At 64.6% G+C, this 17,950-nt stretch carries 15 protein-coding genes and 1 tRNA gene; 8 read left to right on the plus strand and 8 right to left on the minus strand.

All coding sequences use genetic code 11. The annotated features are described in order from the left end of the window. Positions 1 to 71: 71 nt before the first annotated feature. From B3098_RS22025 to B3098_RS22040, 4 genes are all read right to left on the minus strand, one after another. A complete protein-coding gene (locus B3098_RS22025; protein ID WP_286898942.1) occupies positions 72 to 620 on the minus strand; it encodes a DUF3455 domain-containing protein in 549 nt (182 codons plus the stop codon). Between the two features lie 123 nt (positions 621 to 743). After that, entirely contained in the window at positions 744 to 2,147 is a 1,404-nt protein-coding gene (locus tag B3098_RS22030) for a trypsin-like peptidase domain-containing protein (protein ID WP_286898943.1), read from the minus strand. Between the two features lie 160 nt (positions 2,148 to 2,307). Next, a complete protein-coding gene (gene ggt / locus B3098_RS22035) occupies positions 2,308 to 3,903 on the minus strand; it encodes a gamma-glutamyltransferase (RefSeq protein WP_286898945.1) in 1,596 nt (531 codons plus the stop codon). Positions 3,904 to 3,927: 24 nt separating this feature from the next. Continuing rightward, positions 3,928 to 4,902 carry a Bug family tripartite tricarboxylate transporter substrate binding protein gene (locus B3098_RS22040; protein ID WP_286898947.1) on the minus strand — a complete coding sequence of 325 codons (975 nt, stop codon included), beginning with the start codon at positions 4,900 to 4,902 and terminating at the stop codon, positions 3,928 to 3,930. 215 nt (positions 4,903 to 5,117) lie between these two features. On the opposite strand from B3098_RS22040, the gene B3098_RS22045 reads away from it, so the two are divergent. Continuing rightward, on the plus strand, positions 5,118 to 5,774 hold the full coding sequence (locus B3098_RS22045) for a GntR family transcriptional regulator (RefSeq protein ID WP_175124357.1): 657 nt from the start codon (positions 5,118 to 5,120) through the stop codon (positions 5,772 to 5,774). A 280-nt stretch (positions 5,775 to 6,054) separates the two neighbouring features. Here B3098_RS22045 and B3098_RS22050 read toward each other — a convergent pair. Then, a tRNA-His gene (locus B3098_RS22050) sits at positions 6,055 to 6,130 on the minus strand. A gap of 217 nt (positions 6,131 to 6,347) precedes the next feature. Here B3098_RS22050 and B3098_RS22055 point away from each other — a divergent pair. Next, positions 6,348 to 7,805, plus strand: coding sequence for a phospholipase D-like domain-containing protein (locus tag B3098_RS22055; RefSeq protein WP_175124356.1), 1,458 nt, complete (start codon positions 6,348 to 6,350; stop codon positions 7,803 to 7,805). 67 nt (positions 7,806 to 7,872) lie between these two features. On the opposite strand, the gene B3098_RS22060 is transcribed toward B3098_RS22055, so the two are convergent. After that, positions 7,873 to 8,301: a PaaI family thioesterase gene (locus tag B3098_RS22060; RefSeq protein ID WP_056563788.1), complete on the minus strand. Its 429-nt coding sequence runs from the start codon at positions 8,299 to 8,301 to the stop codon at positions 7,873 to 7,875. Positions 8,302 to 8,497: 196 nt separating this feature from the next. On the opposite strand from B3098_RS22060, the gene B3098_RS22065 reads away from it, so the two are divergent. Continuing rightward, the gene (locus B3098_RS22065; protein ID WP_286898948.1) at positions 8,498 to 9,370 is read left to right on the plus strand and encodes an NAD(P)-dependent oxidoreductase; all 873 of its coding nucleotides are present in this window, start codon (positions 8,498 to 8,500) and stop codon (positions 9,368 to 9,370) included. A 56-nt stretch (positions 9,371 to 9,426) separates the two neighbouring features. On the opposite strand, the gene B3098_RS22070 is transcribed toward B3098_RS22065, so the two are convergent. Then, complete coding sequence (locus B3098_RS22070) at positions 9,427 to 10,698, minus strand: MFS transporter (RefSeq protein ID WP_286898949.1); 1,272 nt, start codon at positions 10,696 to 10,698, stop codon at positions 9,427 to 9,429. Between the two features lie 345 nt (positions 10,699 to 11,043). Between B3098_RS22070 and B3098_RS22075 the strand changes: the two genes are divergently transcribed. From B3098_RS22075 to B3098_RS22090, 4 genes are all read left to right on the plus strand, one after another. Then, complete coding sequence (locus B3098_RS22075) at positions 11,044 to 11,817, plus strand: response regulator transcription factor (RefSeq protein WP_286898951.1); 774 nt, start codon at positions 11,044 to 11,046, stop codon at positions 11,815 to 11,817. Positions 11,818 to 12,358: 541 nt separating this feature from the next. After that, the gene (locus B3098_RS22080) at positions 12,359 to 13,174 is read left to right on the plus strand and encodes an Ig domain-containing protein (RefSeq protein WP_286899283.1); all 816 of its coding nucleotides are present in this window, start codon (positions 12,359 to 12,361) and stop codon (positions 13,172 to 13,174) included. A gap of 266 nt (positions 13,175 to 13,440) precedes the next feature. Beyond that, positions 13,441 to 14,964, plus strand: a complete 1,524-nt coding sequence (locus tag B3098_RS22085; protein WP_286898952.1) for an ATPase domain-containing protein — start codon at positions 13,441 to 13,443, stop codon at positions 14,962 to 14,964. A gap of 154 nt (positions 14,965 to 15,118) precedes the next feature. Beyond that, entirely contained in the window at positions 15,119 to 16,639 is a 1,521-nt protein-coding gene (locus B3098_RS22090; RefSeq protein ID WP_286898954.1) for an ATP-binding protein, read from the plus strand. Between the two features lie 29 nt (positions 16,640 to 16,668). Here the strand turns inward: B3098_RS22090 and B3098_RS22095 are convergent, their stop codons facing one another. Beyond that, positions 16,669 to 17,205, minus strand: a complete 537-nt coding sequence (locus B3098_RS22095; RefSeq protein ID WP_286898956.1) for a LysR family transcriptional regulator — start codon at positions 17,203 to 17,205, stop codon at positions 16,669 to 16,671. 118 nt (positions 17,206 to 17,323) lie between these two features. On the opposite strand from B3098_RS22095, the gene B3098_RS22100 reads away from it, so the two are divergent. Continuing rightward, the gene (locus tag B3098_RS22100; protein WP_286898959.1) at positions 17,324 to 17,950 is read left to right on the plus strand and encodes an FMN-dependent NADH-azoreductase; all 627 of its coding nucleotides are present in this window, start codon (positions 17,324 to 17,326) and stop codon (positions 17,948 to 17,950) included.

Genomic DNA, 17,950 nt, shown 5'->3' on the forward strand with positions numbered 1-17,950 from the left:
GCCGCGGCACGACCGGCGCGGTGCATTGCCGCAATGCGATCGCCGCCGGACGTCCGTTCAGCGAACCAACCTCAGTTCGGTTTCCAGAACACGTAATCGGCCTGGTATTTGACCTGCGCCCGTTGGCCCTTGTTGGCCGCCGAGCAGGGCGTCTGCGGCGCGCCGCCGCCCGCGCGCACGAACCGCTGGATGTAGGTCACGCCGGTCAACAGACCCACGCCCGACGACGGATTGGCCAGGACGAGTTGATCGTACAGGCGGTCCGGCCCGGCATTGGCGCGCACGGTTTCCATGCCGGTCAGCGTCGACCCGTCGGCCGCCCGCCAGGTTTCAGGCGGACTTTTGTAGGTGCCGGTCTGGCCGGATTGGCCCGCGCCAAGCGTCGCAGCCGCGCCCGCGATGACCCACGCGTAGCGCGCGCCGTCGGTCTGCGTCAGCCGGCATTCATACGTGACGTCGCCTTCCGCCGGCGCCTGCCAGACGATGCGGTTGTCGGCCGGCACCTGCATGATCTGCGGCGCCTTGTCCTGTGCGGCCGCGCCGGTCGCGATGACTGCGAGGCCGGCCGCCAGCAGCAGGCGGGGCAGCTTTTGGCGGGTGTGAGGCGGAATGCGGTTCATCCGTGCTCCTTCTGGCGGGCCGGGCGCGCCCGCGATGCATGGTTTGTCGTGACGGCTAGCCTTGGAACCGGCGCCGAACGCCGGGTCGGGCCATTCTGCCACGATTCCCGGGCAGCGCCTCGCTCAGTTCACCTGCAGCGTGTGAGCGGTCCGTCCGCGCAGCAGCGTCAGCACCAGCGGCTGCGCGCCCGCGCCGGTCAGCAGGTTGCGCAGGTCGGCAAGCGTGCTGACGGGGCGCTGATTCACGCCGATGACGATATCCCCGCGCTGCAGCCGCGCGGCCACGGGGCCGCGATCGGGAAACGTGGCGCTGACCGCGGCGCCGTCGTTGCCTTGCACGCGTTGCGCGCGTCCCACCTCCGAAAACTCCACGCCCATCATCCGGGCGTCCAGTGAACCTGCATGCAGGCGCTCGTTCTGCTCGGGCTCGATGCGCAGCAGGACCTCGGTCCTTGCGCCGGCGCGGGACAATCCCAGCCGCACCTGGCGCCCGACCGGCGAGAGGCCTTCCGCGTTGCGCAGTTGGGCGCTGGAGCCGATTGCCTTGCCGTCGATGGACAGGATCTGGTCGCGGGCCTGGACGCCTGCCTTTTGCGCGGGCGAGCCATCGGCGACGCGCGCCACGACGACGCCGGTCGATCCCGGCGCCAGTCCAAGCTGGCGGGTATTGCGCGGCGTGATGTCCAGCGTGTCCAGTCCAAGTCCACCGCGCTGCACCTGCCCGTGCTGCAACAGTTGCTGCATGACTTCGCCCGCCAGGTTCGACGGGATGGCAAAGCCGATGCCTACATTCCCGCCCGACGGGGTGTAGATCATGGTGTTGATGCCGACCAGGTCGCCGTTCAGATTGACCAGTGCGCCGCCCGAGTTGCCGGGGTTGATGGACGCGTCGGTCTGAATGAAGTTCTGGTAGCCCGCGGCGCGCAGGCTGGACCGGTCCAGCGCGGACACGATGCCGGACGACGCCGACTGTCCGAGGCCGTAGGGATCACCGATCGCCACCACGAAATCGCCCACGCGCAGGTCGCTGGAGTCGGACAGGGTCAGCGCCCGCAGGTTCTGCGCGGCGATGCGCAGCACGGCCAGATCCGTGTCCGGATCGCTGCCCACCACCGTGGCGTTGAAGCTGCGCCCATCCTGCAGGGACACGCGGATGGCGGACGCCCCGCGCACCACGTGATGGTTGGTCAGGATGTTGCCCTGGGTGGCGTCGACGATGACGCCCGAACCCACGTTCTGCCGCAGGCTGCCGGGCGTGGACGCGCGGCCGCCGCTCGATGCCGCAGCGTCGGTAGACGCTGAAATATTGACGACGGCCGGCGTGACGCGTTCGAGCATTGGCGCCAGCGAAGGCAGCGGTTGACCACCGACGGCCACCGGCAGCGCGGCGCGGCCGGGCGTGGGCGCCGACGTCAGCACCAGCAGGCCGACGGCGGCCAGCGTGGCGGGTAAGCGTTGCAGGGTCAGAAGAAAACGCTGCGCTGAGCGCGCGCGTTTGAGGCGGGGCGGTGAAGCCGGGTGGGGCATTTCGGTCCTTCATGCAGCGACGCGGCAGTATCGGGCGGCGCTGCTGCAGGGATATGACGGCGCGCGAAGGCGGCAGGCTGCCAGCGCGCGGGCGCGCGCCGGCAGGTCACGGATTGTCGCCGAACTTCCGCAAGGGACGTCCGGCGTGCCCCGCCACGCGTCAGAACCCGACGGCTTGTCCGTCGCGGCGCGAGTCCGACGCCGCCACGTAGCCGCCTTGCGGCAAGCGGCAGATGAGCTGCGCCGAGCCGAACTCCAGGCTGTCCACCGGGGCCACCGCGACGTTGTGGCCACGCGCGCGCAGCGTGTCGACCACGTCGGCCGGCAGGTGCGATTCCACGTTCACGACCGGGCCCTTCTCGACGCGGAAGCGCGGCGCGTCGCTCATGGCCTGCGGGTTCTGGCCGAAGGCCGCCAGACGCGTGACCATCTGCAGATGGCCTTGCGCCTGCATCGAGCCACCCATCACGCCAAACGACATGACCGGCTGGCCGCCGCGCGTCACGAACGCGGGGATGATGGTGTGCATCGGCTTCTTGCGCGGCGCGACCTGGTTGACGTGGTCGGGCGTCAGCACGAAGTTCAAGCCGCGGTTGTGCAGGCTGATGCCGGTACCCGGCACGACCACGCCCGAACCAAAGCCGTGATAGTTGGACTGGATGAACGACACCATCGTGCCGCTGGCGTCCGCCGCGGTCAGGTAGACAGTGCCGCCGGTGGCAGGCGTGCCCGCAGTGGGCACGCTGGCGCGGTCCATGGAAATCAGGCGGGCGCGCTCGGCCAGATAGGCGCGGTCGAGCAGGGCGCGCGCATCAGTGCGCATGTGGCGCGGATCGGCGACGTGATGGTGCAGGTCGGCAAACGCCAGCTTCATGGCTTCGATGCTGACGTGGTAGTAGTCGGCGCTGTCGCGGCCCATGCCTTCCAGGTCGAATTGTTCCAGCATGCCCAGCGCCATCAGCGCCGAGATGCCTTGGCCGCTGGGCGGGATCTCGTGCAGCTCGTAGTCGCGGAACGACTGCGAGATGGGCTTGACCCATTCGGCCTGATGTTCGGCCAGGTCGACGGCGCTGAGCGCGCCGCCCGTCTTGGCCGCGAAGTCCGCGATCTTGCGGGCCAGTTCGCCGCGGTAGAAGCTTTCACCACCGGTTTCGGCGATGTCGCGCAAGGTCTTGGCCTGGTCGGGAAAGCGCCACCATTCGCCCGCCTGCGGCGCGCGGCCTTGCGGCAGGAAGGCCTCGGCAAAGCCCGGCTCGGCCGCGAGCTTGGGCGCCTGATTGGCCCATTGGCGCGCAATGGTGGGCGACACCGCAAAGCCTTCCTCGGCATACGCGATGGCGGGTTCGAAGAGCTTGGCGAAGGGAAGCTTGCCGAAGCGGTCGGACAAGGCCTTCCAGCCCGCGATCTGACCCGGCACCGTGACCGTGCCCCAGCCGGTGCCCGGCATGGCGTCGCGGCCCTTGAAGTACTCGGGCGTCCACGCGACCGGCGCACAGCCGCTGGAGTTCAGGCCGTGAAGCTGGCCGTCGTGCCAGATCAGGGCAAACATGTCGCCGCCGATCCCGTTCATCACGGGCTCGACGACGGTCAGGGCGATCGCGGTGGCAATGGCGCTGTCAACGGCATTGCCACCGGCCAGCAGCATGCGTAGTCCCGCCTGCGCAGCCAGCGGCTGGCTGGTCGCGACCGCGTTGGCGGCCAGGACCGGCATTTTTCGGGAAGCGTACGGAAAAGACCAATCGAAGGGGGAGGACATGGGTGCTGGAACTCGTTGGAAAAATTACTGCGGGGTGATGCCGGCCTGGTCGATCAGCTGCTTGGTGCGCGGAATCTCGGCCTTGATGAAGGCGGCAAATTCCTCGCGGCTGCCGCCACGCGGCTCGGCGCCGGCTTCGGCGAGCTTACCGCGCAATGCGGGGTCGGCGAGCACTTTGTTGACGGCTTTGTTGAGCTTGTCGAGGATCGGTGCGGGCGTGCCTTGAGGCGCGACCAGACCGTACCACGGCGCGATGTCGTAGCCCGAAAAGCCTTGCTCGGCGATCGTCGGGATGTCCGGCGCCAGCGCCGAGCGCTGCGAATTGGACATGCCCAGCGCCAGCAGCGAACCGCTCTTGGCCTGGGGCAGCCCGGTCATGATGGTGTCGAAGTACATCGACACCTGACCGCTCAGCAGGGCGGGGATGGCTTCGCCGGCGCCCTTGTAGGGCACGTGCAGAATGTCGATGCCAGCGACGGACTTGAGCATCTCGCCCGCCATGTGCGAGGTCGTGCCCGTGCCGAACGAGGCATAGGTCAGCTTGCCGGGATTGGCGCGCGCATAGGCCACCATTTCGGGCAGCGTCTTGAACGGCTGCGACGGATTGGCCAGCAGGATATTCGGCGTGTAGGCCACCATAGACACCAGCTCGAAAGCGTCGGGGTCGTATGCCAGGCGTTTCTGCAGGAAGCGGTTGGTGACGACGGCGGCCGGACCGCCCATCAGCAACGTGTAGCCGTCCGCCGCCGACCGCGCGACCGACGCGCTGCCGATCGCGGCCGCGGCGCCGGGGCGGGCCTCGATGACGAAGGGCTGGCCCAGTTCGGCGGACAGCGCCGCGCCAAGCTGGCGCGAGATCAGGTCCGTGGCCGAGCCGGCCTGGAAGGGCACGACGATGCGCACGGGATGCTGCGGCCAGTCCGTGGCTTGCGCGGCCGCTTGCGCCCCGAAGGCCAGCGCGGCGGCGCCTGCCAGCGCCCGGATGAGACGAAATTTCATGGATTCCCCTTGATCGCGTTATGGAAAGCGTATGGGCCGGGTCGGGTCTGATGCCCGTTCCGGCCGAGCGGGCGCGGTCTGCCGCGTCCTGCCCTGGATTAAACGCAACGCGCGAACCCCCGGCCATAGGTATTTGCATCCATGGATCATTGGATCCAATTTGTGTTATTTTCGCCCTTATCTATCATGGCGGCTTTCCAAGCCCGGGGACGTCAGTGCTGCAATTCCAGAAGACAGCCATCAGCGCCGAAGACGAGGCGTACCTGCATTTACAGCGCGAAATCCGCCTGGGCCGCTACGCGCCCGGCCAGCGCCTCGTGCCCGACGTGGTGGCCGCTGAGATCGGCACCAGCCGCATGCCCGTGCGCGGTGCGCTGCGCCGCCTGGCGTCGGAAGGTCTGGTGGAGATCCGCGCCAATCGCGGCGCCGTGGTGCGCGGCTTGAATCAGCAGGAGATGCTCGAGGTCTTCGAGATGCGCTCCGTGCTCGAAGGGTTGGCCACGCGCAATGCCGTGGAAAACATGGGCCCCGAGCACATCCGCCGGCTGTCGAACATGCTCGAGCAGCTGGACCAGGGCGCAAACGAAGATCTTGACTGGACCGCCGCGCACCGCGAATTCCATGAATACCTGTGCAGCTTCTGTAAACAACCGCGCCTGTTGAATCAGATCTCCGAACTGCATTCGGTTGTCGAACCCTACATGCGCCTCTGGGCTGCCCAACCCGGCCGCGTGCTGCGCGTGCGCGAATCGCACCAGGAACTGATCGACGCGCTACAGACCCGCGACGCGGCGCGTTGCGAGGCCGCGATGCGCCAGCATGTGCTGAATACGGTGCCCGCTTTGCAGGCGTTTTTGGAGCAGGGTGGCTGATCCAGGTGTCGCTGCGATAGCCATCCCTTGGCGCAACCGTGTCATGGGTGGCAGACACCGATCATTCGCAACTTCGACCGGCAGCGGGGCGGCCGGTCGAATTTTGCCTTGCGATGCGTTTTGACGGGCGATTTGATGTGCGCTTTGATGGTGCAAATTGACGAGCGCTTTGGCCCGCGACTCGATATCAAAACTTATTATCCAGCGCCTGGATTATTGAAATGAATTAGCGCCAGAAAAGAAAAAAGCCGCTAAAAGCGGCTGATTTCAAATGAATTCTTGGGGTGGCTGATGGGGCTCGAACCCACGACAACCGGAATCACAATCCGGGACTCTACCAACTGAGCTACAGCCACCTCTGGTACTGCGTTGCACTTCAGTTTCCTTCAGTGCTTTCGTCGTTTTGCGCCTTTCAAATTTGCTTCGAAAGCTGCTCAACAACGAAGAGGCCGAATTCTAGCACGTTTTTTTGAAGGGTGTGAAATCGCCTTTAAAAAGTAGTCTTGCCACAGGCGGCAGCCTTGCTATTCTTGCGCTGGTTAACCACTGGAGGCCGTGTTTCAAGCCATCGCCATGGATCGCATACACGCATTTTTGATCGAATACTGGCCTCATGTTGCCTTTGCCATCAGCATCGTGGCGGGCACGGGCGCGGCGGTGCATGCCGCGATGACCAAGCAGGATGTGCGGGCGGCCATTGGCTGGGTGGGGGTGGCGATGTTCTCGCCGATCCTCGGGGCGCTTTTCTATTTCGTGGCGGGGATCAACCGCATTCGCAAGACGCGGGTGTCGCAGCAGCGGGACGACGCGATGCTCGAGGACGCTGGGCAGGTCGCGACGGCGCCGGTGGATGTGGTGCCCATATCGGGTGAGCAGTTTGCGTCATTGAAAGTGCTTGGCGACCGCGTCAGCCGGTTCGAGCTGCTGGGCGGCAACCAGGTGCGGCCGCTCGCTGGTGGCGACGAGACGTATCCCGCAATGCTGCAGGCCATCCGCGAGGCGCGGCACACGGTGGCGATGCAGAGCTACATCTTCGATAACGACCCGATCGGGCGCGAGGTGGCCGAGGCGCTGATCGAAGCGCAGGCACGCGGTGTGCAGGTGCGGGTGCTGATCGACGCCGTGGGTTCCAAGTATTCACGCCCGCCGATCGTGCGCATGTTGGCGAAGGCGAACGTGCCGGTGGCGCGGTTCATGACCAATCCGATGGGCGTGCTGCGCATGCCCTACGCCAATCTGCGCAGCCACCGCAAGGTGCTGGTGGTGGACGGACGTGTGGGGTTTACGGGCGGCATGAACGTGCGGGCGGCGTTTGTCAGCGCGCTGGCGGGGGATGCCACCAACCACGACACGCACTTCCGCGTGGAAGGGCCGATCGTGACGCAGCTGATGTCGGTGTTCGCGCATGACTGGAATTTCACGACGCACGAGTCGCTGTCCGCCAAGCCGTGGTTCGATCCTGACTACCTGCCGCCGTCGGGCCACGTGCCGATCCGCTGCGTGCCGTCCGGCCCGGACCGCGCAATCGGCAGCACGCACAACATGCTGCTAGGCGCGTTGGCGGTGGCGCGGCATCACGTGCGGATCCAATCGCCTTACTTCCTGCCCGACCAGACGCTGATCGGCGCGCTGGCCACGGCGGCGCGACGTGGGATCGTCGTGGACATCGTGATTCCGGGCAAGAACAACCTGCGGCTGGTGGACTACGCGATGACGGCGCAGCTTGATCAGGTGGTGCGAACGGGCTGCCGCGTCTGGCGGTCGAGCGGTGCGTTCGATCACTCCAAGCTGATGACGGTGGACGGCGCGTGGACTTACGCCGGCTCGTCGAACCTGGATCCGCGCAGCCTGCGATTGAATTTTGAATTGGACACCGAAATCTACGATCCCGAGGTGGCGCGCTGGATCGGCGCGCGCGTTGATGCGTTGATCGCCAACGCGCACCGCGTGACGCTGGAAGATCTGCTGCAGGCGCCTTTTGCGAAGCGCCTGCGCAACAAGGTGATCTGGCTGGCTACGCCTTACTTGTAGCGTGGGTCCCTTGTAGCGCGGGTCCCGGCCGGCAAGCCTGTGCCGCCGGCCATGCCCGCTTCGTCGATCAGCCGTCCGAAGCCGGCACCGCCGCATGTCGCACCGCGAACACGGCGCTCGCCTTGAGCATGACGCGGCCCTCCACCTGAAGGCGGCAGGTCGCGTAGATGAGCCGCTTGCCCTGCTTGTCGATCTGCACGTGGGCTTCGAGCCAATCGCCCGGATTGACGGCATTCAGAAACTCGACGGACATCTGCGCCGTGACGACGGATACGTGGGCGTCTTCGGAAATGACGAGGCCCAGCGCACTGTCGGCAAACGTGGCCAGAAATCCGCCGTGTGCCATGCCGTGCATGTTGCCGTGCGCCGTGGTGACCCGCAGGGCCAACACGTTGTCGGCCTTGCGGCGGTAGAACGGGCCCAGGTCGTTCAGGTGGCGCATGAACTGGCTGCTGGGATACCAGGGGGTGAAACCGGCGGGAAGGGAGTCTGTCATGGCTGGCGATGCAAGAGTCCCGTAGGACGATCCCCGAAAGTATTCCAGACGCGCCCGCGCAGGCATAGCGCGGTGATCGGGGCGCGGACGCACGCGGAATTGTCACCACGCCGTGCAACCCCCCGGCCCAGCGCTCATCTTCTGAGGGTAAGATTTACGGCACAACAATCACCCTACATGGCAGGAGCATTTGAAGATGGCGAAAGTCGGCATGGTTGGTATCGGCCTCATGGGCCACGGCATTGCAAGCAACCTGGTCAAGCATGGTCACGCGCTGACCGTGCTCGAACACCCGGGCAACCAGCCGCTGGACGCGCTCAAGGCCGCCGGCGCGGTCAGCGTGACCACCGGCGCCGAGCTGGCTGCGCAGTCGGATGTGATCATCCTGTGCGTCACTGGCAGCCCGCAGGTCGAAGCCGTGCTGCTGTCGCCGGCCGGTGTGCTCGAGGGGCTGCGTCCCGGCACCGTCATCATCGATTGCTCAACGGCCATTCCGTCGTCGACCGTGAAGGTCGCACAGGCCGTCACCGAAAGCGGCGGGCGCTTTCTGGATGCGCCCATGACGCGCACCCCGAAAGAAGCCGCCGAAGGCCGCCTTAACCTGCTGGTGGGCGGCGATGCGGCGTTGTTTGACGAATGCAAGCCGCTCTTGGCCTGCTTCGCTGAAAACATCACGCATGCCGGCCCGGTGGGCGCCGGCCATCGCATGAAGCTGCTGCACAACTATGTGTCGCTGGGCGTGGTGGCGCTGCTGTCCGAAGCCGCGGCGTGCGCGCTGCGTTCGGACATCGACCCGGCCGTCTTTGCGGAAGTGCTGGCCAAGGGCGGCGGCGGCGGCGTGGCGCTGGAGCGCATCAAGCCGTATCTGCTGGAACAGGATCCGTCGTCCCTGCGCTTTTTCATGTCTAACGCGCAGAAGGATCTTTCGTACTACAACACCATGGCCGCCGAGGCCGGGGCGGTCCGCGAGATCGGCGCCGCCGTGCAGCAAACGTTCGATCAGGCCGTCGCGCAAGGCGGCGGCGAACGTTATGTGCCCGAGCTGGTGTCGTTGCTGAAAGACCGTTAACGCCTGCGGGCCGGGGGTGCGGCGCACCCTCGGCGTCACGCCTGGCCGCCGGCGATTCAGCGTCCGGCGGCGGGCACTGCCCGTGGCGCGCGCAGAATTCCGCGCGGCGGCAGGCGCATCGAGATGAATGCGGCCAGGAACAGCAGCGCGCCGGCCGACCCGAAGGCCACCCAGTGCGTGCCAAAGGTCTCGAACGCCCAGCCGCCCAGCCACGAGCTGATCATGCCGCCGATCTGGTGGCCCAGATACGTCAGCCCGTACAGCACGCCAACCAGCCGGATGCCATACACGTCCGCCAGGATGGCCGAGGACAGCGCGATGCTGCCGGCCCAGACGATGCCGCCGATGGTCGCAGCCAAATACAGTTCCCAATGTGCGCCCACCATGACCAGCGCGAAGAATCCCAGTCCCCGCACCAGATAGATGGCCGCCAGGATGTTGCGGCGTTCGACCTGGTCGGACATGCGGCCCAGCACCAAGGTGCTGAAAATGGCGACCAAGCCAATCAGGCCGATGCCCAGCGAACTGGTGGTGGCGTCAAAGCCGTGGTCCATCAGCATGGGCATGCCGTGCGTGCCCAGCAGGTTCATGCTGAAACCACAGGCAAACAGACCCAGCGCGACCTGCCAGAACGGCAACGTGCGCAGGGCCTCGCCCAGCCCCGGCGCGGGCGCCTTGGCTGCCGGCTTGGCCGTGCCGGTCTTTTCGATGATCTGATGGGGCAGCAGGTCGGTGTGCTCGGGCGCCTCGTCGCGCATCACGAAAAGCGCGACCGGCACGGTCAGCAGCGCAAACAGCACGGCAAAGCCCAGCAGCGTTTCCTGCCAGCCGACCGCCGAGATGGCGTAGGTGAGCGTCGGGGTCATCAGCGCGATGCCGGCCATCGACCCCGTGGACAGGAAGAAGAGCGCCATGCCGCGCTGGCGCGTGAACCAGCGGCTGATCACCGGCGTCAGCGCGACCGGACTGGTGAAGGCCAGACCCACGGATAGCGCAACGCCAAAGGCCAGCAAAAATTCGAGGGGTCCGCGCGCGAAGACGGTCCAGATGGAAGCCAATACCACGATGGCCGTGCCGGTCAGCAGGACGAAGCGCGTGCCGCGGATGCTGACCAGATAACCCGCCAGCGGCATGCCCAGGCCATAGCACAGCATGCCGATGGCGACGATGCCCGACAGCAGGCTGCGCGAAAAACCCAGGCTCTCGGCCATGGGCAGAAAGAACGGTCCGATGCCCATGCGCAGGCCGACCGTAAACAGGGTGAGTACCGTGGCGGCGCCGACGATGTTCCAGCCGAAATACCAGCCGCCCGACTCTTGCTTGTCCAATCCGCTTCTCCTCGATGTCTTTTTTTGTGGCCGCTTGCGCGCCAGGACTTGCAGACACCGAGGGCAGGCTCGGAGGGACGCTCCGCTGTCGACAGGGGTGGGAAGGACCAGGCGTGAATCGGCTTGCTTGCGCCGGCGGGTTTGACGCCAGACGCGTCATATTACTCCTGGCTATAAAGCGATGGCGGCAAGATTGAGTAATCCTGTCCGGTGAGCGGTCACCCCAAGTTTTTAATAAATATCCGATTTCGGGACGGGGAGTGCATACCTATACTCGCCTGCGCAGCGTGCTGGCAATTTGCCGGCCGTATTGGACACTTTTCAATTCTTCCTGGCTGTTCAACGATGCCGTATTCCGAACAACCGCTGCGGTGGAGGCAGTATCAATACCGGTCCATTCCGGACGAATTTCTGGCATCGCGTGATGCGGAGTCAGTCATTGGCCAAGCCAGCGCATTGCCCAGTGGCTCCAAAGCCTACATCGTGGACGAGGACGAGTCTTCGGTGTGGGCGGTGCGCCGGACGCTCGCCGACTTCTCCATCGAAGTCGTGCAGAGCCGAACAGTCAACGAATTCCTGTCCATTTATTCAGCGGGCGAGTGCGACTGCCTCATCATGGATTTCGGGAAGGCGGCTGCCGATACCGCGGTACAGCGCGACCTGGTTCAGGCCAACGCGGCGTTGCCAACCATCTTCATCAAGGCCGAGCCCGAATTCGGAGATGCCGTCGAAGCCATGCGGCGCGGCGCCGTCGATTTCTTTGCCAAGCCCTTGAACTCAAGCCGGCTCTGCCAAGCCATTCACCATGCACTGCGCCTGAGCCGCCGCGCTCACCTGAATCGGCTCCGATCAGACCAGGAAGAAGCACGCAAAGCGATGCTCACGCCCCGTGAACTGGTGATCGTCCAAGGCGTCATCGCCGGGCATTCCAGCAAAGAGATCGCAGAGCATCTCCATATTTCAGTCCGTACCGTCGACAACCACAAGGCGCGCATTTACTCGAAGTTGAACATCAACACCTCGCTCGCCCTCGCCCGCCTTTTCATTGGTCTGATAACGCCGGTCAGCGACGGCAGGCTTACTGAGTCGCCTCGCCATTTTTTGCCTGCAAAGAGGTAGTTCTACTCTGCATTTCGGCCTGTTGATCTTGAAATAATGTGACGCCCAGTTTCCAGATTCGTTGACGCAGAACGTGGCCTGCAGCCTTGCGCGACGCCGTGATGTAAATGCAAAGCGGCAAAGCGGCGCATCAAGGTCTGATTGAAGGGCACGAGGTAATTGGGGGCTCGCACGCCAGGCTGCCGCGCCTGGCCTGTAGAGAGACGTGTAATGCGCACTGCGCATCGTTGATTAAGTCACAAGGACCGTTATGAATAAAAAGTTAATCTCCCGATTCGCGTGCCTGGGAGCCGCTGTTGGACTGATCGCAGTCGCGCCCGGCCAAGCCATCGCTGCCGAAGACTTCAAACCGCCCGTTGGAAAAATCACTCAGCGTGCCGCGCCTGCCAAGGGGGCGCCGTCATCCGGCACGAAAGCGCCGGCAGCTTCTGCGGCGTCCACGAGCGGTCAAGAAATCACCCGCGCCCGCCCGGCTGCCGTGGCACCGGACAGGGGGCTCTCCATCACTTCGGGCGCAACGCTCAATTCCCAGTTGATCCGGGTGCGAACGTCGGGCGGCACCGGGGCGTTGAACTTCCGGCTGCTTGACACCAGCGGCAAACCCGCCGAACTGCCCGCCGGGCTGGTGTTCGGATCCGACGGTTCGCTGTCTGGCGCCGCTCCTTCTGTGGCCAGCCCCAAGACGTTGACGTATCTCATCCAGGTCGAAGACAGCGGCGGCGGTAAGGCCAGCCGCACCGTGCAACTGACCATCAATCCGCCCTTGAACGTCGAGGGCGGCTCCATTCAAGCGACGGCGGGCGGGCGCATCAAGAGCCCCGTCAAGTTCATCAACGTCAGCGGCGGCACCGGCAACTACGCCGTCTCCTATTCCAATCCCGACGGCAGCGCCATGCGCATGCCTTCCGGGCTGGTGCTCGACGGCAGCGGCCGTGTCAGCGGCGCGGTGCCCAAGTCCCTGGAAAAAATGGCGGGGCTAACGGCCACCATCAGCGACGAGGGCGGCGCCCGCGTTTCCATTCCCGTCGAATTCAACCTGGCGCCCGCGCTGGAGGTCTCCACCCTTCCGATCGAACTCACGGCGGGCGCCACGATGCCGTCGGCGGTGCCGGTGGTCAACGCCACGGGTGGAAGCGGTGCGGTGCGCTACACGCTTTTCGACAAGGACGGCACGACGCCTGCCCGGCTTCCGGAAGGCCTGAAGTTCGACGAGGCCACCGGCACGCTTCGGGGCCTGGTGCCGCCGACCCCGCAAGAAGGCCGGTATGTGGTGTTGGCCCAGGACGCCGGCGGCGGTGAGGCCAGCGCCCGATTCGAATGGAAGATCAATCCTCAGCTTCAGATTTCGTTCGAATAAGCCCGTTCACCCGCTAGACGCCCGCCTTCTGCATTCGCATGCAGAAGGCGGGCGTTTTTTTGCGGGTTGCATTGCACCTTTGTTACAGGGCCAAGTGGCGAGCCAGGCCGTGCAATCCCGCGCTGACCGCCTTCTGGTCGGACTTGAAGCCGCGATTCTCGTACGATGGGTGCGATTCAGTACGTAACATATCTTTCGCGCGGGATGCCATTCGGGATTGACGATGGCGATATGCTTGCTTTCTCACTCGTTTTTACGGGAAAGCCATGAGCGCACCGATTGAAGAACAGACTGCGGCTTTCAAGCCAGACCCCCGAATTTCGACCGGAAACCTCGGCATCGACGACATCCTCGGCGGCGGCTTGGATCCGAACAAAATGTATCTGTGCGAAGGAAGGCCGGGCACGGGCAAGACGACCATGGGAATGCAATTCCTGTTGGAAGGCGTCCGTCACGGCGAGCGCGCGCTTTATGTCGCGCTTTCCGAAAGTCCGGCCGAACTCAGTCTGGTTGCCCACCGCCACGGGTGGTCGTTGGACGGCATCGAGATCCTGGAACTGGTGTCCGAAGACGTGTTGGATCCCGAGCGGGAACTCACCGTTCTGCACCCCGCCGAGATGGAGCTGACCGAGACCACGCGCCTGATCCTGGACAAGGTTGAACAGCTGGATCCAGCACGGGTCGTCATCGATAGCCTGTCGGAACTGCGCCTGCTGGCGCAGGGCTCGCTGCGTTATCGCCGGCAGATTCTGGCGATGAAGCATTTTTTCGCCAATCGCCGGTGTACGGTGATCCTGCTGGACGACCAGGCGGCCAAAGAGGACGACCTGCAATTGCACTCGATCTCGCACGGCGTCATCGCACTTGAGCAATTGGCGGTCGACTACGGCGCCCAGCGACGGCGGCTGCGCATATTGAAAATGCGCGGCATGGATTTTCGCGGTGGCTACCACGACTTCACGATCAGGAAGGGCGGGCTGGAGGTTTATCCGCGGCTCGTTGCGGCGGAGCATCACAAAGCGTTTGCCCCAACGCCCACGCCCAGCGGCAACGCCGAACTGGATAGCCTGCTGGGCGGCGGATTGGACCGCGGGACGAATGTTCTGCTGATCGGCGCGGCGGGGGTGGGCAAGTCTTCAGTTGCGGCTACCTATGCGCTGGCATCGACGCAGCGCGGCGAGCATGCAGCCATTTTCGCGTTCGACGAGTCCCGGGCCACGTTCTTCGCGCGCTCACGTGCGCTGGGAATGCCGCTGGAATCCGCGCTGGACGCAGGGCTTCTGACCTTTAAGCAAATTGATCCCGCGGAGATGGCGCCGGGCGAATTCACCGCGATGGTTCGCCGCGCGGTCGAAAATGATGGCGCGCGCGTGGTGGTGTTCGACAGTTTGAACGGCTATCTGAACGCCATGCCCGACGGGCGCTTCTTGATTCTGCAGATGCACGAATTGCTGAGCTACCTGGGGCAGCAGGGCGTGACGACGGTGATGATCCTGGCCCAACACGGTCTGGTGGGCCCGATGGAAACGCCCATGGACATCAGCTATCTCAGCGACACGGTGATCATGCTGCGGTATTTCGAGCACGACGGACGCGTCCGGCGTGCCATCTCCGTCGTCAAGAAGCGCAGTGGCGCGCACGAACATGCCATCCGCGAATTCAGCATGTCCGAAGATGGGCTGGTCGTTGGCCCGCCATTGACCTCGTTTCACGGAATTTTTTCGGGAACGCCGCAATACACCGGCGACGATTTGCGCCTTCTGCTGAACAATCCCGATGCATCGACCTGAGGACGCTGAATCGCGCGTGCTCGTCTACGCACCGATCGGCCGCGACGGGGAAGCCGGCGCGCGGCTGCTGCAGCGCGCGGGTTTCGACACGTTCGTCTGCCGCAATATCGAGGAGCTGCTGGCGCAGGCGGACGCCGGCGCCCTGGCCGTCTGTTTGACCGAGGAAGGGCTGTTCGGCAAGAACCTGGAACTGGTGTCCGAGTGGTTGCAGGCGCAGCCGGCATGGTCGGGGCTGCCGTTCGTTGTGTTGACCGGCAAGACGCAAACCGGCCCTATCGTGCGCTGGCGCGAGAAAATGACCGAATTATTGGGCAATGTCTCGCTCCTGGAACGGCCGGTTCAGAGCCTTGCATTGACCACCACGGTTCAAACGGCGGCGCGCGCCCGGACCCGACAATATGAAATCCGCACGTTGCTGCAAGCTGAGAAGCAGGCCGCGCAGGCGCTTGAGTCGGTCGTGGCAAGCCGGACGCGCGAACTGGAACTGGCCAACGCCGAGCTTCAGCAGCAGATGCGCGAGCGCAGCAGGATCGAGGAATCGCTGCGCCAGGCCCAGAAACTCGAAGCGCTGGGTCAGCTCACCGGTGGGGTGGCGCACGACTTCAATAACCTCCTGATGGTCATCTCCGGCGGGCTGCAAATGCTGCAGCGTCCCATCGACGAAGCGCGGCGCACCCGCTTGTATGGCTCGATGCGACAGGCGGTGGACCGCGGCGCCTCGTTGTCTCGCCAATTGCTGACGTTCGCGCGCCGCCAGGCGTTGCGCCCGGAGGTCCTCAACCTGAACACGGTCGTTCAAAACATGCTCGAGATGCTCGAGCGCAGCCTGCGCGGCGACATCGTCATTGCGTTGGCGCTGGCCGACGACCTCTGGCCGGTCGAAGTGGACCCTGGCGAGTTGGAACTCGTCATCCTGAATCTGGCGGTCAACGCGCGCGACGCCATGCCGGACGGCGGTGTGATCGAGATCCGGACCGAGAACATGACCGCATCCGGAAAGGGAGAGCTGACCGTCGACCACATTGCATTGCGGGTGTCGGACACGGGGACCGGCATGAGCCCGGCGGTGGCTGAACGCGTGTTTGAACCGTTTTTCACCACCAAAGATGTCGGCAAGGGATCGGGGCTGGGGCTGGCGCAGGCGTACGGCTTTGCCAAACAATCGGGCGGCGCCATCGACCTGTCCACCGAGATGGACGTCGGCACCACGGTTTCAGTCTTGTTGCCGCGGTCGAAACGGCGGCTGGCTGCGCAGGGAAAATCGGGCGAGTCCGGCGTGGTCCAGGAGCGGCCAGCGGCCTTGAACGTGCTGCTGGTGGAAGACGACGCGGACGTTGCGACGCTGACCGCCAGCATGCTGGAAGAGCTGGGTTATATCGTGACGCCGGCCGCCAGTGCCGCCGAAGCCTTGGACGTGTTGAATGACGGCGCCGCTATTGATGTGATGCTGACGGATGCCATGATGCCCGGTGGCAAGAGCGGCATTCAACTGGCGCGGGAAGTGCGCGCCCAGAGGCCCGATCTTCCGGTGGCATTGATGACCGGCTTTCTGGGCGAGGAAGTGAAAAGGGCGGGGCAAGAGGGTATTCCGCTGTTGTCCAAGCCTTATCGGCTGGAGCAGCTGGCGGGGTTGCTGCTGCGCCTGACTGGCAGACGCGCTGCCGGGCGGGCATAGCGCAGCGTCCTGAAAAAGCGCGGCTTTTTCTATTGACGACCCGACGAGCCTCGTTCAGGCGCCAGGGGCAACGGGTCGCAGCCGTACTGGCCGGTAGGGTTCTTCATGGTTGGGGGAACCGTGCGGGCAAGATGCTCGATGAATGCCCGGACGGCGGGCACCATGCCTCGCCGAGACGGGCTCGTGATTTCGAACTCGAGCTGAACCGCGGGTTCGCTGCGCAGGAATTGCGGCAGGATACGGGCAAGGAAAAGATGGGCGACGCCCACCGGACAACTGACCCGCACCTTGCCGATGGGGCCTTCGGCGGCGCGCTGAGCCACGTCGACCGCGGCCTTGGCCGCGTTTGTGACGCTCTGGCAGTGTTTGTAGAACTCGCTGCCGGCATCGGTCAGGCTGACGACGCGCGTGGAGCGGTGCAGCAACCGCACGCCCAATTGCGCTTCCAGATCGCCAATGCGCCGGCTCACCTTCGACTTTGGAAACCCCAGCGCACGGCCGGCGCTGGAAAAGCTGCCGTGTTCACCGATGGCGGCGAACAACGCCAAATCGTTCAGATCGATCACGAGCAACTCTCCATTTATTGTTCTGCCCGATGAGACAAAGCGTCATGCTGTCGCATTCTAGCGCCGGGCGGTTTGGGACAGTAGAGTGCCTTCACCCTGTTCCTTTCCGAGAATTCCCATGCAAGTCCTGCTGATTGATTCCTCCATTCTTGGCGACGCGTCGTCGTCCCGTGCGCTGACGCATGAAGTCATCGACTCGATCGTTTCGCTTGTCCCGTCCAGCAAGCTGGTATATCGCGATGTCGTCGGGGAGCCAATCCCTCACCTGACGGCAGCGATCGCGGCCGGCTTTCGCCCGATGGGTCCTTCAAGTTTTGACGCTGAAACGCTGAAGGAGCACGCGCGTTCGGAGACGCTGGTCAACGAATTTCTGGCGAGTGACGTGGTGGTGATCGGCGCGCCCATGTACAACTTTTCGGTGTCCAGCCAGTTGAAGGCGTGGATCGACCGCATCGTGCAACCCGGTCGCACGTTCAAATACACCCCCGAAGGTCCGGTGGGGCTCGCCGGTCCCAAGGCGATTGTCGTGGTGTCGACGCGGGGTGGGAGTTATCTCTCCGGCGCATTGAGCGGTCTTGATATCCAGGAGGCCTACATCAAGGCGGCATTTGGCTTCATGGGCATTTCGGACGTCCAGTTTGTGCGTGCAGAAAACATGTCGCGGGGCGCGCAGGCCAGCGCTGCATCGATGGCGGCGGCGCGCGATCAGGTCGACCAGGTGGTTCGGCTGGCGCTCACGGTCTGA

It is taken from the genome of Achromobacter sp. UBA2119 (assembly GCF_002331005.1).
In the GTDB taxonomy this organism is placed as follows: domain Bacteria; phylum Pseudomonadota; class Gammaproteobacteria; order Burkholderiales; family Burkholderiaceae_B; genus Achromobacter; species Achromobacter animicus.